The 18,137-nt window shown below is 71.5% G+C and carries 17 protein-coding genes and 1 pseudogene; 4 read left to right on the top strand and 14 right to left on the bottom strand.

Annotated elements, in window-relative coordinates:
• Positions 1-16 precede the first annotated feature (16 nt).
• Positions 17-1,480: a lipase maturation factor family protein gene (locus AC3IYI_RS34485; protein WP_489407361.1), complete on the top strand. Its 1,464-nt coding sequence runs from the start codon at positions 17-19 to the stop codon at positions 1,478-1,480.
• On the opposite strand, the gene AC3IYI_RS34480 is transcribed toward AC3IYI_RS34485, so the two are convergent.
• Both AC3IYI_RS34480 and AC3IYI_RS34475 read right to left on the bottom strand, forming a co-directional pair.
• On the bottom strand, positions 1,466-2,449 hold the full coding sequence (locus AC3IYI_RS34480) for an NAD-dependent epimerase/dehydratase family protein (protein ID WP_489407360.1): 984 nt from the start codon (positions 2,447-2,449) through the stop codon (positions 1,466-1,468). The genes AC3IYI_RS34485 and AC3IYI_RS34480 overlap by 15 nt on opposite strands.
• Before the next feature lie 230 nt (positions 2,450-2,679).
• Positions 2,680-2,856, bottom strand: coding sequence for a hypothetical protein (locus AC3IYI_RS34475; RefSeq protein ID WP_489407359.1), 177 nt, complete (start codon positions 2,854-2,856; stop codon positions 2,680-2,682).
• A 312-nt stretch (positions 2,857-3,168) separates the two neighbouring features.
• Here AC3IYI_RS34475 and AC3IYI_RS34470 point away from each other — a divergent pair, with 312 nt between their 5' ends.
• Positions 3,169-3,531 (top strand): hypothetical protein, encoded by a 363-nt coding sequence (locus AC3IYI_RS34470; RefSeq protein WP_489411780.1) that lies wholly within the window; start codon positions 3,169-3,171, stop codon positions 3,529-3,531.
• Positions 3,532-3,629: 98 nt separating this feature from the next.
• On the opposite strand, the gene AC3IYI_RS34465 is transcribed toward AC3IYI_RS34470, so the two are convergent.
• Positions 3,630-5,117, bottom strand: a complete 1,488-nt coding sequence (locus AC3IYI_RS34465) for an SDR family NAD(P)-dependent oxidoreductase (RefSeq protein WP_489407358.1) — start codon at positions 5,115-5,117, stop codon at positions 3,630-3,632.
• Between the two features lie 200 nt (positions 5,118-5,317).
• On the opposite strand from AC3IYI_RS34465, the pseudogene AC3IYI_RS34460 reads away from it, so the two are divergent.
• Positions 5,318-6,046, top strand: a pseudogene (locus AC3IYI_RS34460) (DMT family transporter); the annotation flags it as partial.
• 207 nt (positions 6,047-6,253) lie between these two features.
• Here AC3IYI_RS34460 and AC3IYI_RS34455 read toward each other — a convergent pair.
• Positions 6,254-7,510 (bottom strand): transglycosylase family protein, encoded by a 1,257-nt coding sequence (locus tag AC3IYI_RS34455; RefSeq protein WP_489407357.1) that lies wholly within the window; start codon positions 7,508-7,510, stop codon positions 6,254-6,256.
• Between the two features lie 213 nt (positions 7,511-7,723).
• Between AC3IYI_RS34455 and gndA the strand changes: the two genes are divergently transcribed.
• The gene (gene gndA / locus AC3IYI_RS34450) at positions 7,724-9,169 is read left to right on the top strand and encodes an NADP-dependent phosphogluconate dehydrogenase (protein WP_489407356.1); all 1,446 of its coding nucleotides are present in this window, start codon (positions 7,724-7,726) and stop codon (positions 9,167-9,169) included.
• 234 nt (positions 9,170-9,403) lie between these two features.
• Here the strand turns inward: gndA and AC3IYI_RS34445 are convergent, their stop codons facing one another.
• The 10 genes from AC3IYI_RS34445 to AC3IYI_RS34400 all read right to left on the bottom strand — a co-directional run bounded on the left by AC3IYI_RS34445 (position 9,404) and on the right by AC3IYI_RS34400 (position 18,042).
• A complete protein-coding gene (locus tag AC3IYI_RS34445) occupies positions 9,404-10,039 on the bottom strand; it encodes an aspartate/glutamate racemase family protein (protein WP_489407355.1) in 636 nt (211 codons plus the stop codon).
• Positions 10,033-10,395 (bottom strand): GNAT family N-acetyltransferase, encoded by a 363-nt coding sequence (locus tag AC3IYI_RS34440; protein ID WP_489407354.1) that lies wholly within the window; start codon positions 10,393-10,395, stop codon positions 10,033-10,035. Before AC3IYI_RS34440 ends, AC3IYI_RS34445 begins: the two co-directional genes overlap by 7 nt.
• Before the next feature lie 14 nt (positions 10,396-10,409).
• On the bottom strand, positions 10,410-10,829 hold the full coding sequence (panD, locus tag AC3IYI_RS34435) for an aspartate 1-decarboxylase (protein ID WP_489407353.1): 420 nt from the start codon (positions 10,827-10,829) through the stop codon (positions 10,410-10,412).
• 96 nt (positions 10,830-10,925) lie between these two features.
• A complete protein-coding gene (locus tag AC3IYI_RS34430) occupies positions 10,926-11,900 on the bottom strand; it encodes a Gfo/Idh/MocA family oxidoreductase (protein WP_489407352.1) in 975 nt (324 codons plus the stop codon).
• The gene (gene ligA, locus AC3IYI_RS34425) at positions 11,893-13,209 is read right to left on the bottom strand and encodes a protocatechuate 4,5-dioxygenase subunit alpha (RefSeq protein WP_489407351.1); all 1,317 of its coding nucleotides are present in this window, start codon (positions 13,207-13,209) and stop codon (positions 11,893-11,895) included. Before ligA ends, AC3IYI_RS34430 begins: the two co-directional genes overlap by 8 nt.
• A 13-nt stretch (positions 13,210-13,222) precedes the next feature.
• Entirely contained in the window at positions 13,223-14,152 is a 930-nt protein-coding gene (locus tag AC3IYI_RS34420) for an amidohydrolase family protein (protein WP_489407350.1), read from the bottom strand.
• Between the two features lie 12 nt (positions 14,153-14,164).
• Positions 14,165-14,854 (bottom strand): 4-carboxy-4-hydroxy-2-oxoadipate aldolase/oxaloacetate decarboxylase, encoded by a 690-nt coding sequence (gene ligK / locus AC3IYI_RS34415; RefSeq protein WP_489407349.1) that lies wholly within the window; start codon positions 14,852-14,854, stop codon positions 14,165-14,167.
• A 17-nt stretch (positions 14,855-14,871) separates the two neighbouring features.
• Positions 14,872-15,897, bottom strand: coding sequence for an amidohydrolase family protein (locus AC3IYI_RS34410; RefSeq protein ID WP_489407348.1), 1,026 nt, complete (start codon positions 15,895-15,897; stop codon positions 14,872-14,874).
• Positions 15,898-15,932: 35 nt separating this feature from the next.
• On the bottom strand, positions 15,933-17,144 hold the full coding sequence (locus tag AC3IYI_RS34405) for a 4-hydroxybenzoate 3-monooxygenase (RefSeq protein WP_489407347.1): 1,212 nt from the start codon (positions 17,142-17,144) through the stop codon (positions 15,933-15,935).
• Positions 17,145-17,256: 112 nt separating this feature from the next.
• Positions 17,257-18,042 (bottom strand): IclR family transcriptional regulator, encoded by a 786-nt coding sequence (locus AC3IYI_RS34400; RefSeq protein WP_489407346.1) that lies wholly within the window; start codon positions 18,040-18,042, stop codon positions 17,257-17,259.
• Positions 18,043-18,137: the final 95 nt, after the last annotated feature.

Below are 18,137 nucleotides of genomic sequence, written 5' to 3'. Positions count from 1 at the left end.
CCCGATACTGGAGGGGATGGACTGGTTCACGGCGCCCGGATACTGGCTGGGACGGCTGATCTTCCAGCGGGCCCTGGCCGGTGTCTACCTCGTCGCCTTCGCCGGGGCCGCCCTGCAGTTCCGGGCACTGATCGGGGCGCACGGCATGCTGCCCGTGCCGTACTACCTGCGGTACGTGCCCTTCCGGCGCGCCCCGAGCCTGTTCCACCTGCACTACTCCGACCGGTTCTTCGCCGCCTGCGCCTGGACCGGGGCCGCCCTGGCCGCGGCGCTCGCCGCGGGGGCCGGCGACGCGGTGCCGCTGGGCGCGGCGATGGCGATGTGGGCGCTGCTGTGGCTGCTGTACCTGTCGATCGTGAACGTGGGGCAGACCTGGTACTCCTTCGGCTGGGAGTCGCTGCTGCTGGAGGTCGGCTTCCTGGCCGTGTTCCTCGGCAACGCGCGGGCCGGGCCGCCGGTGCTGGTGCTGTGGCTGCTGCGCTGGGTGGTCTTCCGGGTGGAGTTCGGCGCGGGGCTCATCAAGATGCGGGGCGATCCCTGCTGGCGCCGGCTCACCTGCCTGTACTTCCATCACGAGACGCAGCCGATGCCCGGTCCGCTGAGCTGGTTCTTCCACCATCTGCCGAAGCCGCTGCACCGGGTGGAGTGCGCCGCCAACCACGTGACCCAACTGGTCGTGCCCGTCCTGCTGTTCACCCCGCAGCCGGTGGCCTCGTACGCCGCGGGCATCATCGTGGCGACCCAGCTGTGGCTGGTGGTGTCGGGGAACTTCGCCTGGCTGAACTGGATCACGATCACGGCGGCCCTGCCGGCCTTCGACTTCAGCGCACTCGCGGGCGACCCGCCGCCGGCCGCCTCCCGGCAGGGGCCGCTCTGGTACGTGGTGCTGGTGTGCGCGATGACCGCGCTGGTGCTCGTGCTGAGCCGGCATCCGGTGGTCAACATGATCTCGCGCGGCCAGGTCATGAACCGCTCCTTCGACCCCCTCCACCTGGTCAACACCTACGGGGCGTTCGGCACGGTGGGCCGCATCCGCGAGGAGGTGGTGGTGGAGGGCACCGCGGACCGGCGGCCCCGGGAGGACGGCGCGTGGCGGGAGTACGGCTTCAAGGGCAAGCCGGGTGACGTGCGCCGGATCCCGCGCCAGTTCGCCCCGTACCACCTGCGCCTCGACTGGCTCATGTGGTTCGCGGCGCTCTCCCCCGGCTACGCCCGCGACTGGTTCGGGCCGTTCGTGGAGCGGCTGCTCGCGGGCGACCGGGACACCCTGAAGCTCCTCCGCTCCAACCCCTTCCCGGACGCGCCGCCGCTCTACGTCCGGGCGCGGCTGTACCGCTACCGGTTCACGACCTGGCGGGAGCTCCGCGAGACCGGGGCGTGGTGGCACCGCACGCTGGTGCGCGAGTACTTGCCGCCGACCCGGCTCGCGGAGGCGTCCTGGTCGGAGCCCCGGCCGGGACCCCGGTCAGAGCCCGAGTAGCGCCGCCTCCCGCTCCGCCGATATGCCCTTCATCGGCCGGTCGGCCCGGTGGGGGGCGACTCCGCCGAGGGACCGGAGCCAGGTCCAGGTGTCGGCGACGGTCTCCTCCACGGGGCGGCAGACGAGGCCCGCCTCCAGGGCCTTGGTGACGTCCCCGCCGAACATGTAGTCGTGCAGCTCGCCCTCGGGGAGGTAGATGGGCAGCTCGACCCAGGGCTCGATGCCTGCCTTCTCGATCACCGCCGAGTCCGTCCAGCGTGGTTCGAACCCGGCGCCGGTGGCGGTGGCGCAGGCCTCCAGCAGGCTGCCCATGGTGGCGTGGCCGACGGGGGAGACCAGGTTGTAGGCGCCGCCGAGCCCGGCCGCTCCCGCGTCGAGGGTCCAGCGCGCCAGGTCGCGCACGTCGATGTACTGCAGCTGCAGGTCACGGTGCCCGGGGGCGACGAAGGGGCCGCCGCGGGCGACGCGGTTCAGCCACCAGGGCAGCCGGCCGACGTTCTCGTACGGGCCGATGATCAGCCCGGCGCGCACCAGCAGGGCGCGGTCGCCGAAGGCGTCCAGGGCGGCGAGTTCGCCGCCGCGCTTGTCCTCGGCGTAGGCGGTGGAGTCCGCGTCGGGCGAGCCCTCGACCACCGGGCCGCCCTCGTCCAGTCCGACGGGGGCGGGGTAGGAGTACACCGAGCGGCTGGAGATGTACGCGTACCGGCCGACCCGGCCGTGCAGCAGGCGGGCGCTGTCGCGGACGGCGGTGGGGGCGCCGCCCCAGGTGTCGACGACGAGGTCCCACTCCCCCTCGGCGAGGGCGTCCAGGCCGCCGGGCGCGGTGCGGTCCCCGTGCAGGGCCGTGGTCCCCGGCGGGGGTGCGTGGTGCCCGCGGTGGAAGACGGTGACTTCCCACCCGCGGCTCAGGGCGTCTTCGGTGATCGCGCGCCCTACGAATTCGGTTCCACCCAGCATCAGCAGCTTCATGCAGGTCAGCCTGCCCGGGACCGGGGGTGCGCGGAACCCTTGATCGCCCACAGCGATGACGCCCACGGCGTACCGGTAGCGGGAACTTCCAGGCGCCGTCCGGCATGGAGCGGACCCTGCCACCGGTCCCCCGAGGGGAGCTTCCCGACGGCTGATCAGCCGCGGGAAAAGGCCGCCGCCCGTCGCCCCGGGGCTTCACCGGGACGACGGGCGGACCGCACCGTACGGGTCTAGTCGATGCCGGGCAGGATGTGCGGCTCCGCGAGGTCGTCCTCGTAGCCGGCGAGGCGGATCGGAGCGGACCGGGCCCAGACCTCCAGGTTGCCGAGGGTCTCGGGGCGCTTCACGCTCCGCGACCCCGTCCGTTCTCTGGGCGCCTGGTCCGTGGTCGTCAGTTCTGGCGTCACCGCGCACTCCTTTGTGTCGCGTAACCCGGCGGGCGAACCGCGCGCGGGTGCGGGAAGAGGGGGTTTCCGGACGCGGTGGCGCCTTGCTGGAGCGAGTGCCCGTGTGGGGCTCTCATGGCGATCAGAGTACACATATGAGCGCACCCCCGCTCGATGGAAAGGTAAAATCCACTCCGGACAGCTTGTTTTCTCCACGAGTTCATCACCTTGCACGGCGGCGCGTCGTGTACGGCTGATCTGCTCGACGGCGCCATACGGGTGATACGCGGTCGGGCGACGGAAGGAACGACAGTGGCGAAGTCCGAAGTGCCGGTGGTCGTCGCAAGCGTCGGGGAACTGATGGACCTGCTGCGGGGCGGGCACGGCGACGGCCATGGGCTGCGAGTGGCGGCGCTGCTGCGCCGTTCGCACCCCTTCGATAAGGAACTGCAGGTCGCGGGCCTGCTGATCGACCACCCGGCGGAGGCGATCCGCCCCCTGCTGGGCGAGCGGGTGGCCCGGCTCGTACGGCTCCAGGGACCCGGCGCACCGGCCCCCGGGCCGGACCCCGACGCGGAGTCCCTCGGTCACGCGGCCGAAGCGGGCCGGTCCGCGGGCCTGGACGCGGGCGTCCTGGAGGACTGGCGCCCGGTGCTGGAACTGGTCGCCGCGGGGGCCTACGGCGGCACGGCCTGAACGGGGAGCGCCCCCGGTCCCCCTCTCGGGGAGGGGAATCGGGGGCGCTCATTTGACGCGGGTCAGGTGGCGCGGGGCAGGTGCCCCGTACGCGCGGCCTACCAGTTGGCGGGTGCGTAGTCCTTGAGGAAGACGCCGTACAGGTCCTCGCCGAGCTCGCCGCGGACGATCGGGTCGTAGACCCGGGCCGCGCCGTCGACCAGGTCGAGGGGGGCGTGGAAGCCCTCCTCGGCGAGGCGGAGCTTGTCGAAGTGCGGGCGCTCGTCGGTGATCCAGCCCGTGTCGACCGAGGTCATCAGGATCCGGTCGGCCTGGAACATCTCCTGGCCGCTGGTCCGCGTCACCATGTTCATCGCGGCCTTGGCCGCGTTGGTGTTCGGGTGTCCCGCGCCCTTGTAGCCGCGGCTGAAGACGCCCTCCATCGCCGAGACGTTCACGACGTACGCCCGCCCGCCGGCCGCCTTTCGGGCGGCCTCGGCCATGGCCGGCCGGAGCGCGCTGATCAGGATGAACGGCGACGTGTAGTTGCACAGCTGGGTTTCGAGCAGCTCCACCGGGGAGATCTGGTCGATGGTCTGCACCCAGGTGTTGCTGTCGACGACGTCGGGCAGCAGGCCGCCCGCGTCGATGGCGGTACCGGCGAGGTGCCGCTCCAGGCTGGCGTTGCCCGCGACCAGGGCCAGGTCGGCGACCTTCTGCGCCTCCAGCCCGCTCACGCCGATGGGCAGGGCCGCCAGGCCGTCGACCGCGCCGGAGTTGAAGGCGCCGATGACGTGGTGGGCGGGGAGCTCGCCGGCCGGCAGCGGGGCGCTCTCCGCCTCGACCAGCGCCGCGTACGCGGACGGCAGGCGGCGCACGGTCTGCGTCGCGTTGTTGATCAGGATGTCGAGCGGACCGCCCGCGGCCACCTGGTCGGCGAGCGCCACGGACTGGGCCGGGTCGCGCAGGTCGATGCCCACGACCTCCAGGCGGTGCATCCAGTCTGCGGAGTCCTCCATCGCCTTGAAGCGGCGGATGGCGTCTTTGGGGAAGCGGGTGGTGATCGTGGTGTGCGCGCCGTCGCGCAGCAGCCGCAGCGCGATGTACATGCCGATCTTCGCGCGGCCGCCGGTGAGCAGCGCGCGCTTGCCGGTGAGGTCGGCGCGGGCCTCCCGCTTGGTCCGGTTCACGGTGGCGCAGTCCTGGCAGAGCTGGTGGTAGAAGTAGTCGACCTCTACGTAGCGCGTCTTGCAGATGTAGCAGGAGCGAGGGCGCTGGAGGATTCCGGCGATCCGGCCGGCCTCTGTGACAGAGGAGGGCAGCAGGCCCTCGGTCTCGTCGTCGATGCGCTCGGCGGAGCCCGTCGCGGTCGCCTCGGTGACGGCCTTGTCGTTGGCGGTCTTGGCGGCGCGGCGGTCCTGGCGGCGACGCTGCTTGACCGTCCGGTACAGACCGGCGGTGGCGCGGCGGACGGTGATCGCGTCCGGGTGGTCGACGTCGAGCTTGTCGAGCTCGTCGAGCACGCTGAGGCAGAGGGCCAGGCGGTCGGGGTCGATGCCGGGCCCGAAGGCGTGGCCCTGCTCCTGGCTGTCTTCGGTCACCGTCATACCCGCTGCGTTCCTTGATCAGTCGTCCGCCTCCGCCGGATGCGGAAGTCCCCAAAAGGGCTAGTGTACGGATCCCCCACGCGGGAAGACAAACGCACTCCCCCGCTCCCGGCTACTGCGTTCGGAGTACGCCCAGGGACGTAGTCGTCCCCGCCTCTAGGGGGAGGAATAGCTCTCCGGACTCGGGCATTGTGACTTTTATGAGTGCCCTAGCGTTTTCGGTCCTGCTGTGCCTGGTGTCCGCCGTGGCGTACGCGGCCGGCGCGATCGTCCAGGAGCGGGTCGCGTCCGGTACGACGGGGCTGCCGTACGCCCCGGTGCGCCGGCCCGCCTGGTACGCCGCGATCGCGCTGAACGGCCTCGGGGCCCTGCTGCACGTGGTGGCGCTGGCCTACGGGCCGCTGAGCCTGGTGCAGCCGCTCGGTGCCCTCACCATCGTCTTCGCGCTGCCGATGGCGGCCGTGTTCGTACGGCGGCGGGCGGGGGCCGCCGCCTGGCGGGGGGCCGTCCTGGCCACGGCCGGGCTGGCCGGGCTGCTGGCCCTGACGGGCGGCGGCGGGCGGGCCGAGCAGTCCCTGTCGGGCGGGGAGCAGAGCCTGCTCCTGACGGCGACCGGGGCCCTGGTGTCCGTACTGTTCCTGGCCGCGCGCCGGGTGCGGCGGGTCACCGCTCACAGCATGCTGCTGGCCACGGCCGCGGGGGCGGCCTTCGGGATGGCCTCGGTGTTCACGAAGTCGGTCGCCGAGAGCTTCGCCCCGGACGCGCTGGTCACGCTGTGGCCGGAGCTGACCGCGATCGCCGCGCTGGCCGCCACCGGACTGCTGCTGTCGCAGGCCGCCTACCGGGGCGCCGGGCTGACCGCGCCGCTGGCCACCGTGACGGTGGCGAACCCGGTGGTCGCGGCGGCGGTCGGCATCGCGCTGTTCGACGAAGGCTTCCGCTACGGGGCGGCCGGCGTCGCCGCGGCGCTGGTGAGCGCGGCGGCGGCGGCGACCGGGCTCGTCCTGCTCACCATCGCGCCCCGGGAGACGGGTGCGCTCGCAGCGTCGGAACCGGCTACGACTCCGGCCGCGACGGCGGCTCCGGCCACGACCCCGGCTCCGGCCCCGGCCGCGACCGAAGCCGGGACCCGGAGCTCAGATGGAGACTCCGTGGGCCCGCAGGTACTTCAGCGGGTCGATGTCGGTGCCGTAGCCGGGCCCCGTGCGCATCTCGAAGTGCAGGTGCGGCCCGGTCGTGTTGCCGGTCGAGCCGGAACGGCCGATCCGCTGCCCGCCGGAGACCGCCGAGCCGGTTTTGACCGAGAGCGCCGAGAGGTGCGCGTACTGGGAGTACCGGCCGTCGGTGTGCCGGATGACGACCTGGTACCCGTACGCACCGGCCCAGCCCGCTGAGACGACCTGCCCGCTGCTGACGGCCTTGACGGTGGTGCCGGTGGCCACCGGGAAGTCGATGCCGGTGTGGTAGCCGCTGGACCAGGCCGAGCCGGAGACGTGGTAGGCGGTGCCGAGGCCCGCGTCGACCGGGGCGCTGAAGGCCCCGGAGGGGGTCTGCGGCTTTTCCGCCGGCTTCTCGGCGGGCTTTGGGGCCGGCTTCCTACCGGCCTGCTCGGCGGGCTTCGCCGGTTCCACCGGCTTCACGGGTTCGGCCCTGCGCGGCGGCTTCTCCGGATTCGGTGCGGGCGGCGCGGCCGTGACGCGCAGGGTGAGCCGCTGCCCGGGGAAGATCAGGTCCGGATCTCCGCCCACGACGGCCCGGTTGGTCGCGTACAGGGACTGCCAGCCGCCCTCGACGTGCTGCTCGGTGGCGATCTCCGACAGCGAGTCCCCGGCGGCGACGACATAGGGGTCGGGCAGGACGGAAGTCCCGGTCGGGCGGGGCGTCGTGCTCTGCGGAGCAGCCTTCGGAGCAGCCTTCGGGGTTGCCTTGGGAGCGGCCTGAGCCGCGACCTTCGGAGCCGTCGCCTTCCCCGGGCCCGTCGCCTTGCCCTGCGCGCCGAGCGCGGGCGCCGGGCCGCTGCGGCTGAGTCCGGCCTGCTTCCCGCAGACCGGCCAGGCCTGTGGCCCCTGCCCCTTCAGCACCTTCTCCGCCACGGCGATCTGCTGTTCCCTGGTGGCCAGATCGGCGCGGGCGGCGTACGCGTTTCCGCCGAAGGCACGCCAGGTGCTCTGGCTGAACTGGAGTCCGCCGTAGTAGCCGTTGCCGGTGTTGATGTGCCAGTTGCTCGTGGATTCGCAGGCGGCGACCTTGCTCCACGTGTCCATAGAGGCGGCGTGCGCCGTGCCCGCTCCGATCAGGGGCAGCGCGATCCCGGCTCCGCCTGCGGTGACGACGAGCGAAGCACGGTTGATGCCGCTCGGCTGATACCGGCGGTGCCGGCCCCGTACACCCATGGGAGCTACCCCCGTCGAAGACATCAGGAACCTCGCAACCTAACGCCACGACCGGAGCATGACAAGGCGCACAACACAACGCGTTCGGGCGGAAGTTGGTTTCGCGCCGAATGGAGGACACCGGTAAGGATCTCCATCGCGGTAGCGTCGGTGTTCCTGCATTCCGCCGCACATCGAATGCACTGTCGACGCAGCACTCAGGAGCGCACGCACATGACCAGCAGCACGGCCCAGATCGGCGTCACCGGACTCGCGGTGATGGGCAGCAACCTCGCCCGCAACTTCGCCCGCAACGGATTCACCGTCGCCGTCCACAACCGCACCACCGCCAAGACCACGGCGCTCGTGGAGGAGTTCGGACACGAGGGCTCCTTCGTGGCCGCCGGCTCGGCGAAGGAGTTCGTGGACGCGCTGGAGCGCCCGCGCCGTCTGATCATCATGGTGAAGGCCGGCGAGCCGACCGACGCGGTGATCCGCGAGTTCGCCCCGCTGCTGGAGCCGGGCGACGTGATCATCGACGGCGGGAACGCCCACTTCGAGGACACCCGCCGCCGGGAGAAGGAACTGCGCGAGCAGGGCCTGCACTTCGTGGGCGTCGGCATCTCGGGCGGCGAGGAGGGCGCGCTGCTCGGCCCGAGCATCATGCCCGGCGGATCCGAGGAGTCCTACGCCTCGCTCGGCCCGCTGCTGGAGAAGATCTCCGCCAAGGCCGCCGACGGCACGCCCTGCACCTCACACATGGGCCCCGACGGCGCCGGGCACTTCGTGAAGATGGTGCACAACGGCATCGAGTACGCCGACATGCAGCTGATCGCGGAGGCCTACCACCTGCTGCGCGAGGTGGCCGGCTACTCCCCCGCGAAGATCGCCGAGACCTTCCGCGCCTGGAACGAGGGCCGGCTGGACTCCTACCTGATCGAGATCACCGCCGAGGTGCTCGCGCACACGGACGCCGCGACCGGACGGCCGTTCGTGGACGTGGTCGCCGACGCCGCCGAGCAGAAGGGCACCGGCCGCTGGACCGTGCAGATCGCCCTCGACCTGGGCGTGCCGGTGTCCGGGATCGCCGAGGCGGTCTTCGCCCGCGCCGTTTCGGGCCACGGGGAGCTGCGTACGGCCGCGCGGGGCCTGGCCGGCCCGCAGGCCGAGCCGCTCTCCGCAGGGGCCGCGGACGCCTTCGCCGCCCAGGTGGAGCAGGCCCTGTACGCCTCGAAGATCGTCTCGTACACGCAGGGCTTCCACCAGATCCAGGCCGGCAGCGAGGAGTACGGCTGGGGTGTGGACCCGGGCGCCGTGGCCTCGCTGTGGCGCGGCGGCTGCATCATCCGGGCCGCGTTCCTGGACCGGATCCGCGCCGCGTACGACGCCCGTCCGGAGCTGCCGAGCCTGCTGGCGGACGCCGGCTTCGCCGATGAGATCGGCGCCGCGCAGCACGACTGGCGCGAGGTGCTGGTCGCGGCGGTCCGCCAGGGCATTCCCGTACCGGCCTTCGCGGCCTCGCTGGCCTACTACGACGCCCTGCGCTCGGAGCGGCTCCCGGCGGCCCTGACCCAGGGCCAGCGCGACTTCTTCGGGGCGCACACCTACCGGCGCACCGACCGCGAGGGCTCGTACCACACGCTGTGGAGCGGCGACCGCTCCGAAGTCCGTACGGACTGACGCGGCAGGCCGATCCGGCTCCGCGTCAGCTCCACGGCTCCGGTGCGGGCTGTGGCGCGGGGCCGGGCAGCGGCGGAACCGGGTCGGGTTCGGGCACCGGACCCGGTGTCGGCGGCTCGGGCCGGGGCAGCGGCCCCGGATCCGGGAACGGATTCGGCACCGGGACCGGGTCGGGAACGGGAGGCTGTGTCATACCTCCAGCCTCCCCCGGTCCCGGTTCCGGCGCCCGCCGGGCTACTTCCCCAGGGCGCCCGCGAGGCCGGACGCGGGGCTGGACAGGACCGGCACGGTGGTGGTGACCAGGGCCTCGGCGCCCGCCATGGAGACCTGGGCGAGGACGATGGCGTCCGCATCGGCCACCGCGTCCGCCGCGGCGGCCACGAGGGCGAGACAGCCGGCCGTGTCGCCCGCCGCGAAGCGGTCCCAGGCCCCGTCGACCAGCCGGGTACGGACCGACACCGGCCGGCCGGCCCTTCCGGCCTCCTCCTCCAGCAGCTCCACCGTCGGGGCGAAGGTCGACTCCACGGTGGCCAGTACGAGGATCCGCGGCCCGGTACGGACCGCGGCGGCCGCCAGCGGGCGGTCGACCCGGAGCACCGGGACCCCGAGCTCCCCGGCCAGCGACTCGGCGACGGCCCCGATCGAGGAGCAGGTGACCAGGACGGGCCCGCCGGAGCCCGCCAGCAGCTCCCGCACGGCCGGAGCCTGCGACGCGGGCCCCAGCGCACGGGCCCGCTCCAGCAGCTCCGGCACCACCAGGTGGCGCAGGACGGCGCCCGGATGGTGCCGGTCGCGCAGGGCGTCGAAGACCGGCACGTGCACGGGCGAGGTGTGCAGCAGGGTCAGGCCCGGGGCGGCCGGCGTCACCACAGGTCGGAGTCCGAGTCGAGCTGCGCCTTGGCGGCGGCCACCACCCCGGCCGACGCCTCGGGCGCCTGCTCGGGGTGTTTGGCGGCCCAGCTCGCGGCATACGGGCAGAGTGGGACGACGGGCACGCCCTCGTCGGCCGCGATCCCGTAGAAGGTCTTCACCAGGTTCCCGGCGATCCCGCGGCCCTCGTGCCCCGGCTCGACGATGGTGTGCACCGCCACGAGGGCGTGGGGCGCCTCGGCGAGCACGAAGTAGGCGATGTATCCGACCACCGCCCCGTCCTCGACGGCCAGCAGCCGCCCGGACGGGCGGTCGTCCACGATCTTGATCGATTCGCTCGACCCGGTCTGCGACATCGTCGCGACTCCCCTCAGACAGCCACCGCGTGGGGGCTGCGCTCCTGGTCCGTTCCCGGAACCGGGGCGGACGGATCCACACCCAGCTCGATGATGCGATTGTCGCCGTCGACATGTACGACACGCGGCTCGAACACGCGCGCCTCGGCGTCTTCCATCTGCCCGTAGCTGATGAGGATGACCAGGTCACCGGGGTGCACCAGGTGCGCGGCGGCCCCGTTGATCCCGATGACCCCGGATCCGCGCTCGCCCTGGATGACGTAGGTCTCCAGCCGCGCCCCGTTGGTGATGTCCACGATGTGCACGAGCTCGCCGGGCAGCAGATCCGCCGCGTCGAGGAGATCGGCGTCGATGGTCACGGACCCGACATAGTGCAGGTCGGCCTGGGTGACGGTGGCCCGGTGGATCTTGGACTTGAACATGGTGCGCAGCATGAAGAAACTCCTGATTTGTCTGCTCCCTGCCTGATCTTTCCAGGTCAAGGGCGGTCTCCGCAGCCTAGACGGAAGTTGCCAGTGGAGCCAGAGCCCTCAGGGGACCGGGATCGTGGCGAGCTGCTCCTCCAAGGCCGCCAGCGTCCGGTAGCAGGCCATCACCTGGGCGATCGAGGCGTTCGGCTCGCGGCCCTCGCGGATGGCTGCGACGAACTCGCGGTCCTGCAGTTCGATGCCGTCCATCGAGACGTCGACCCCGCTCACGTCGATCGGCTCGTCCTTGCCGGTGGCCAGGTCGTCGTAGCGCGCGACGTAGGTGCCGGTGTCGCCGATGTAGCGGAAGAACGTGCCGAGCGGCCCGTCGTTGTTGAACGACAGCGACAGGGTGCAGAGGGCGCCGTTCTGCGCGCGGAGCTGGATCGACATGTCCATCGCGATGCCGAGCTCGGGGTGGATCGGGCCTTGGAGCACGTTGGCCTGCACGATCGGCGAGCCGGTCTGGTACGCGAACAGGTCGACGGTGTGTGCGGCGTGGTGCCACAGCAGGTGGTCGGTCCAGGAGCGCTGCCTGCCCAGGGCGTTGAGGTTCGTGCGGCGGAAGAAGTAGGTCTGCACGTCCATCTGCTGGATGGTGTAGTCGCCGGCCTGGACCCGCCGCCGTACCCACTGGTGGCTCGGGTTGAAGCGCCGGGTGTGCCCCACCATCGCCACCAGCCCGGCGCGCTGCTGTGCCTCCAGGCACGCCTCGGCATCCCCCAGGGAGGCCGCCAGCGGGATCTCGACCTGGACGTGCTTGCCCGCTTCGAGGCAGGCCAGCGTCTGCTCGGCGTGCAGCGGGGTGGGCGTGGCGAGGATGACGGCGTCGATGTCGTCCATCGCCAGCACCTCCTCCAAGGTCGCGACGCCGCGGCCGATTCCCTGCTCCGCGGCGAACTTCCGGGCGCTTTCAAGGCTGCTGCTCACGACGGCGGCCACCTCGACGCCTTCGATCCGCCCGAGCGCGGCCGCGTGCTTGGCTCCGAAGGCTCCGCCTCCGGCCAGGGCGATCCGGATGGTCTGGTCGTCAGTCACGGCACTCCTTCGCGGCGGACTCCTGGGTCCGCGGGTGGTTCTCCACAATGAGGTGGCCGACGGCGGTGTTGGACGCCGGCACATGGTAGAAGCGGTGCTTGAGCTCGATGTCCCCGGACCCATCGAGGTCGCTCATCGCCCCGCGGGCTATCAGCCACATGACCAGCTCGATGCCCTCCGAGCCCGCCTCCTCCACGTATTCCAGGTGCGGCACCTGCGACAACCCGACCGGGTCAGCGATCAGCCGGTCGAGAAAGGCGTTGTCCCACTCCCGGTTGATGAGGCCTGCGCGCGGGCCCTGCAATTGGTGGCTCATGCCGCCGGTGCCCCACACCTGCACCTTGAGCGGCTTGTCGTAGGACTCGATCGCCCTGCGCAGCGCCCGGCCGAGTTCGAAGCACCTGGCGCCCGAGGGCACGGGGTACTGCACCACGTTGACGTGGAACGGGATCACCCTGCACGGCCACTTCTCGACGTCCCCGAACATCAGCGACAGCGGGACCGTCAGGCCGTGGTCGACCGTCATCTCGTTGACCAGCGTGAGGTCGAAGTCGTCCCTGATGAGCGAGTGCGCGAGGTGCGCGGCCAGGTCGGGGTCGCCCTCGATGCCCGGGACCGGGCGGGGACCGTAGCCCTCGTCGGCGGTGGCGTACGCCGCGCCGGTACCCAGCGCGAAGGTCGGGATCAGCGACTGGTCGAACGTGGTGGCGTGGTCGTTGTAGACCAGGAAGATCACGTCGGGGAGGTTCTCCTTCTCCCACTGCTTGGAGAACTCGTAGCCCTCGAAGACCGGCCTCCAGTAAGGCTCCCCGGTCTTCTGGTGGTCCATCGCCGCGCCGATCGCCGGCACGTGCGAGGTGAAGACCGCGCCGGTGATCGTGGCGTGCTCGGCCGGCGGTACCGGGTCGGCGTACGCCGCTTCCAGGACGGCGTGGTCGATCCGGTTCCCCTCGACCGGTCGGCCACCGCCGACCATCATGGCGCGGTACTCCTGCTCGGTCATGCCGGTCATCGAGCCCGCCATCTGCTGGAACGACAGCCCCAGCGTCGCGCCCCACTTGGCCAGGAAGTAGATGTTCCCGCCCTCGCGCATCGCCGCGTTGAGGTCGCGGTCGAGCAGCGCCTGCTTCTGCTCCTGCCGCAGTGGCCACGCGTCCAGGTAGGCGCGCTCGTCGGCGAGGTAGAGCGCGCGGTTCTCCGCCGTCATCAGCGACATGCAGAACTGGTTGAGTTGGTACCCCTTCGCGGACTGCTCGGTGTCGAAGATGGTCGTTCCCGGAACGAGCTTGTAGGTCTTGTCCAGTGACATGGTCAGCCTCCGATCATGCGGTGGTTCGGTCGGCGTCCGGCCAGTAGAGCCGCATCGGGTTGTCGACGAGGAGCGCCCGCTGGAGCTGCGGCGTCGGCGCGATGTGCGGGACGAAGTCGACGAGCAGACCGTCGTCGGGCATGTGGCCGGTGAGGTTGGGGTGCGGCCAGTCGGTGCCCCAGAGCACCCGGTCGGGGAACTCCTCGACCACGCGCCGGGCGAACGGAACGACGTCGCGGTAGGCCTGCTGCTCCCCGTCGAGGGCGGGCGGGCCGCTCACCGACAGCCGCTCCGGGCAGGTCACCTTGCACCAGATGTCCGGCCGCGCCCGCATGAAGTTCAAGAACGCCTCGAACTCCGGGCCGTGCGGGTCCTTGGTGACATCGGGCCTGCCCATGTGGTCGATGACCAGCGGTACCGGGATCGAGAGGAAGAAGTCGCGCAGGTCGGCGAGGTCGGCCGCCTCGAAGTAGAGGACAACGTGCCATCCGTAGGGCGCGATCCGCCGGACGACCTCCCACAGGTCCTGCCGTGGAGCCGCGTCGACGAGCCGCTTGACGAAGTTGAACCGTACGCCGCGGACACCGGCCTCGTGCAGCTCCCGCACCTGCGCGTCCGAGATGTCGGGCCGCACCGTCGCGACACCCCTGGCCAGGCCTCCCGAGGCGCGCAGGGCGTCGGTCATCGCGCCGTTGTCCGCGCCGTGGCAGGTCGCCTGGACCACCACGTTGCGGGCGAAGCCCAGATGGTCGCGCAGCTCGGAGAGCTGCTCCCTGGACGCGTCGCAGGGGGTGTACTTCCGCTCCGGGGCGAACGGGAACCGCGCCCCCGGGCCGAAGACGTGGCAGTGCGCGTCTACGGCGCCCTCGGGCACCTGGAACCGCGGCCGGGTCGGACCGGCGTACCAGTCCAGCCAGCCGGGGGTCTTCTCGAAGGTCGTCATTTCCGGTCCTCCTCAGTCCTCGTAGCGCAGCCCGAGCCCGGCCAGCGGGCCACGCATGCCGTACAGGTCCAGGCCGAGCTCGCCCGCGCGGAACCGCGCCCGCTTGCCCTCCTCGGCGGCCTCGCGCCCGGCCGAGGCCTCGGCGACCTCGGCGGCCCGCTCGCGCGGCACCACCACGACACCGTCACGGTCCGCCACGACGACATCGCCGGGCCTGACCAGGGCGTTGGCGCAGACCACCGGCACGTTGACCGACCCGAGCGTGGCCTTGACTGTGCCCTTGGCGTTGATCGCCCGGGAGAAGACCGGGAAGTCCATCTCCTCCAGGTCGGCCACGTCGCGCACACCGCCGTCGATGACCAGGCCCTGGCATCCCCGGGAGCGGAAGGAGGTGGCGAGCAGGTCGCCGAAGAAGCCGTCCTCGCTCTCGGTCGTGCAGGCCGCGACCACGACGTCGCCTTCGCGGATCTGCTCGGCGGCAACGTGGAACATCCAGTTGTCACCGGGCTGCAGCAGCACGGTCACCGCGGTACCGCACATACGCGCCGTGGGGTAGACGGGGCGCAGGTAGGGACGCATCAGGCCCACCCGGCCCATGGCCTCGTGGATCGTCGCGACTCCGAAGGCCGACAGTGCGGCGACGGCCTGGGGATCGGCGCGGGTGATCGATGTGTGGACGACACCTATCTCGGTGTGTTCCATGCTTCTTCTCCTGGGATTCAGTGGCCGGCCGCGGCGAGGCGGGCGGCGAGGCGGGGGTACACGCGCAGGGCGTTGCCGCTGTAGACGGCGGCGCGTTCCGCATCGGAGAGGTTCGAGGTGGCCTCGACGTACCGCTTCGTGTCGTCGAAGTGGTGACCGGTGCGCGGGTCGATGTCGCGGACCGCGCCGATCATCTCGCTGGCGAACAGGACGGAGCGGCTGGGTATCACCTGCGTGAGCAGGTCGATGCCGGGCTGGTGGTAGACGCAGGTGTCGAAGAAGACGTTGTCCAGCAGCGTCTCGGGGTCCGGTCGGCCCAGCGCCATCGCCAGGCCGCGGAAGCGGCCCCAGTGGTAGGGCGCCGCCCCGCCGCCGTGCGGGATCACGAACCGCAAGGTCGGGAAGTCGGCGAACAGGTCGCCCTGGACCAGCTGCATGAACGCCGTGGTGTCGGCGTTGAGGTAGTGGGCGCCGGTGGTGTGGAACGCCGGATTGCACGACGTGCTGACGTGGATCATGGCGGGTATGTCGTACGCGGCCATCGCCTCGTAGACCGGGTACCAGCTGCGGTCGGTCAGCGGCGGCGCGGTCCACTTGCCGCCCGACGGGTCGGGGTTGAGGTTGACCGTCACCGCGCCGAGTTCCTCGACCGCGCGGCGCAGTTCGGGCAGGCAGGTCGCGGGGTCGACGCCCGGCGACTGCGGCAGCATCGCGCCCATGGCGAAGCGGTCGGGGTAGAGCGTGCAGACCCGGTGGATCAGGTCGTTGCAGATCCGCGCCCACACCGAGGAGACCTCGAAGTCGCCGATGTGGTGGGCCATGAAGCTGGCGCGCGGGGAGAAGATCGTCAGGTCGCTGCCGCGTTCGTCCATGAACCGGAGCTGGTTGCCCTCGATCGCATGACGCAGGTCCTCGTCGGTGATGACCAGGTCGTCGGGATCGGGCGCGTGCCCGGCGGCGCCGATGGCAGCCACCTGCCGGTCCCGCCACTGCGCCAACTGCGGCGGCGCGGTGGTGAAGTGACCGTGACAGTCGATGATCATGTGTTCTCTCCTGCTGGTCGTCGGGGTCGTCGAGGTCAGCCCTGGGAGCCGGCGGGCCAGCCGGTGTACTGCTCGGCGAGATAGGCGCGCCCGGCCCGGGTGCCCACCACGTTGTCGAGCTCGCCGAGCTGGCGCCGCAGGTCGAACGGGGTGCCGCCGGGCGCGGTGTGCAGCAACTGGGTCATCCAGGAGGAGAAGTTCTGCGCCCGCCAGACCCGTTGCAGGGCGCGCGGCTGGTACTCGTCCAGCGCGCTCCCGCCCTCGCTGCCGAGTGCCCGCACCAGGACGTCGGCCAGCACCTTCACGTCGTGCAGCGCGAGGTTGAGCCCGCGGGCGCCGGTCGGCGGCACCGTGTGCGCGGCATCGCCCGCGAGCGCCATGGAGCCCCAGCGCATCGGCTCCTGCACGAACGAGCGGAACCGCAGCACCGTCTTCTCGAGGATCGGCCCCTCCTGGAGACGGAACCCGTCCTGACCGGCCACCCGGGCCTGGAGCGTCTCCCAGATGCGATCGTCCTGCCAGGCGTCGACGGACTCGTCGGGGTCGCACTGGAAGTACATCCGCTGAACGGTCTCGGTGCGCTGGCTGATCAGCGCGAACCCGTGCTCGGACTGGGCGTAGACCAGCTCGGGCGCGCTCGTCGGCGCCTCGGCCATGATGCCGAACCACGCGAAGGGGTACTCCTTGGCGTAGCGCACCCTGCGGTCCTCGGGCACCAGGTGGCGGCACATGCTGCGCGACCCGTCCGCACCGACCACGTACCGTGCCCGGATCTCGTGGCGGGACCCGTCGGGCGCCGTGTAGCGGACCCGGGGAGCGTCGGTCGTGATGTCGAGGACCTCGGTGTCCTTGACGCCGAAGTGGACCGTGCCACCGTCGCGGTCCCGGGCATCGGCCAGGTCGGTGAACACGTCGGTCTGCGGGTAGAGCCACACCGACCGTCCCACCAGCTCCTTGAAGTCGATGCGGTGCGGGCGACCACCGAACCGGAGCTCGACGCCCTCGTGTTCGTGGCCCTCGTGCAGAACCCGGTCGGATACGCCGGTCTCGACCAGGTCCCGGGCCGCGTCGGCCTCGAGGATGCCGGCCCGCTGCGTGGTTTCGATCTCGCGCCGGGAGCGGGTGTCGATCACGATCGTCTCGATCCCCGCGCACCCGAGCCGGTGGGCCAGCATCAAGCCGGCCGGACCACCACCGACCACGGCGACGGGGACCGAGGCAACGGTGTCGACGGTGGCGTCGGCCATGTCATCTCCTGAGCAACTGCGAACGTTCCGAACACCCCGAACGTTGGCATCCGGAGCCGCCGCCGGTCGCCGGTGTTTCCGTCAGGCGGAAGCCCGGAAGCCCGCTCGAAGCTCAGACCGTCGCGTGCGCGCGTCGGCCGAGCTCGTCGGAGATCCCGTGGACGGCCCTCAGGAGAGGCTCGCGCAGCCCGCGCACATTGCTCGCACCGCTCGCACCGCTCGCACCGCTCGCCGCGACGACGATCCCCAGAGCGGCGCTGACGGGCCCGGTCCGGCCGATCCGTACGGGCGCTGCCACCGCGACCGTGTCCTGCGAGAGCTGCCGGTCACTGATGAAGACCTGTTCGCGGCGGATACGGTCCAGTTGCGCGCGCAGCGTCTTCGGGTCGGTGACGGTGTGCGGGGTCCAGGCTCGCAGCGGCGATTGGAGGACCTCCTCCTGGATGTCCCGTGGTGCGTGCGCGAGCAGCACCCGGCCCATCCCGGTGGAGCCGATGGGGAACCGGGTTCCGACCGTCGTCAGCAGCTGTACCGACCGATGTCCGGTGATCCGTTCCACGAACACGAGCTCGGTGCCCTCGCGCACCGCGAGTTGGATGTTCTCGTGCGTCGCCTCGTAGAGGTCCTGCATGAACGGCAGGGCCGCATCGCGCAGGATCTGCGTGCGGGGGCATCCCGAGGTGATCTCCCAGAGCCTCAGCCCGACGTGCCACGCCCCGTCCTCCCCGCGCTCCAGCGCTCCCCATTCCGCCAGCTCCGCGACCACGCGGTGTGTGGTGCTCAAGGCCATACCGGTGCGCTGAGCGATCTGTGACAGGGTCTGCGACGGGTGTTCGCGATCGAAGGCCGAGAGGACCTTGAGGACCTTTCCAGCCGCAGTGCTCCGGGTTGTGCTCACGCGGGCAGTCTCGCAGACGGGCGCCCCGCGGCCCGACCGGGCGCCGTACGATCTGCCGGACACCAAGGAGACAAAGTGAACCAAGAGATCTCTGG

This window comes from Streptomyces sp. GL_148 (assembly GCF_057834205.1).
Note: the sequence above shows the minus strand (reverse complement) of the source record. Positions and strands in the feature narration are given on the sequence as shown.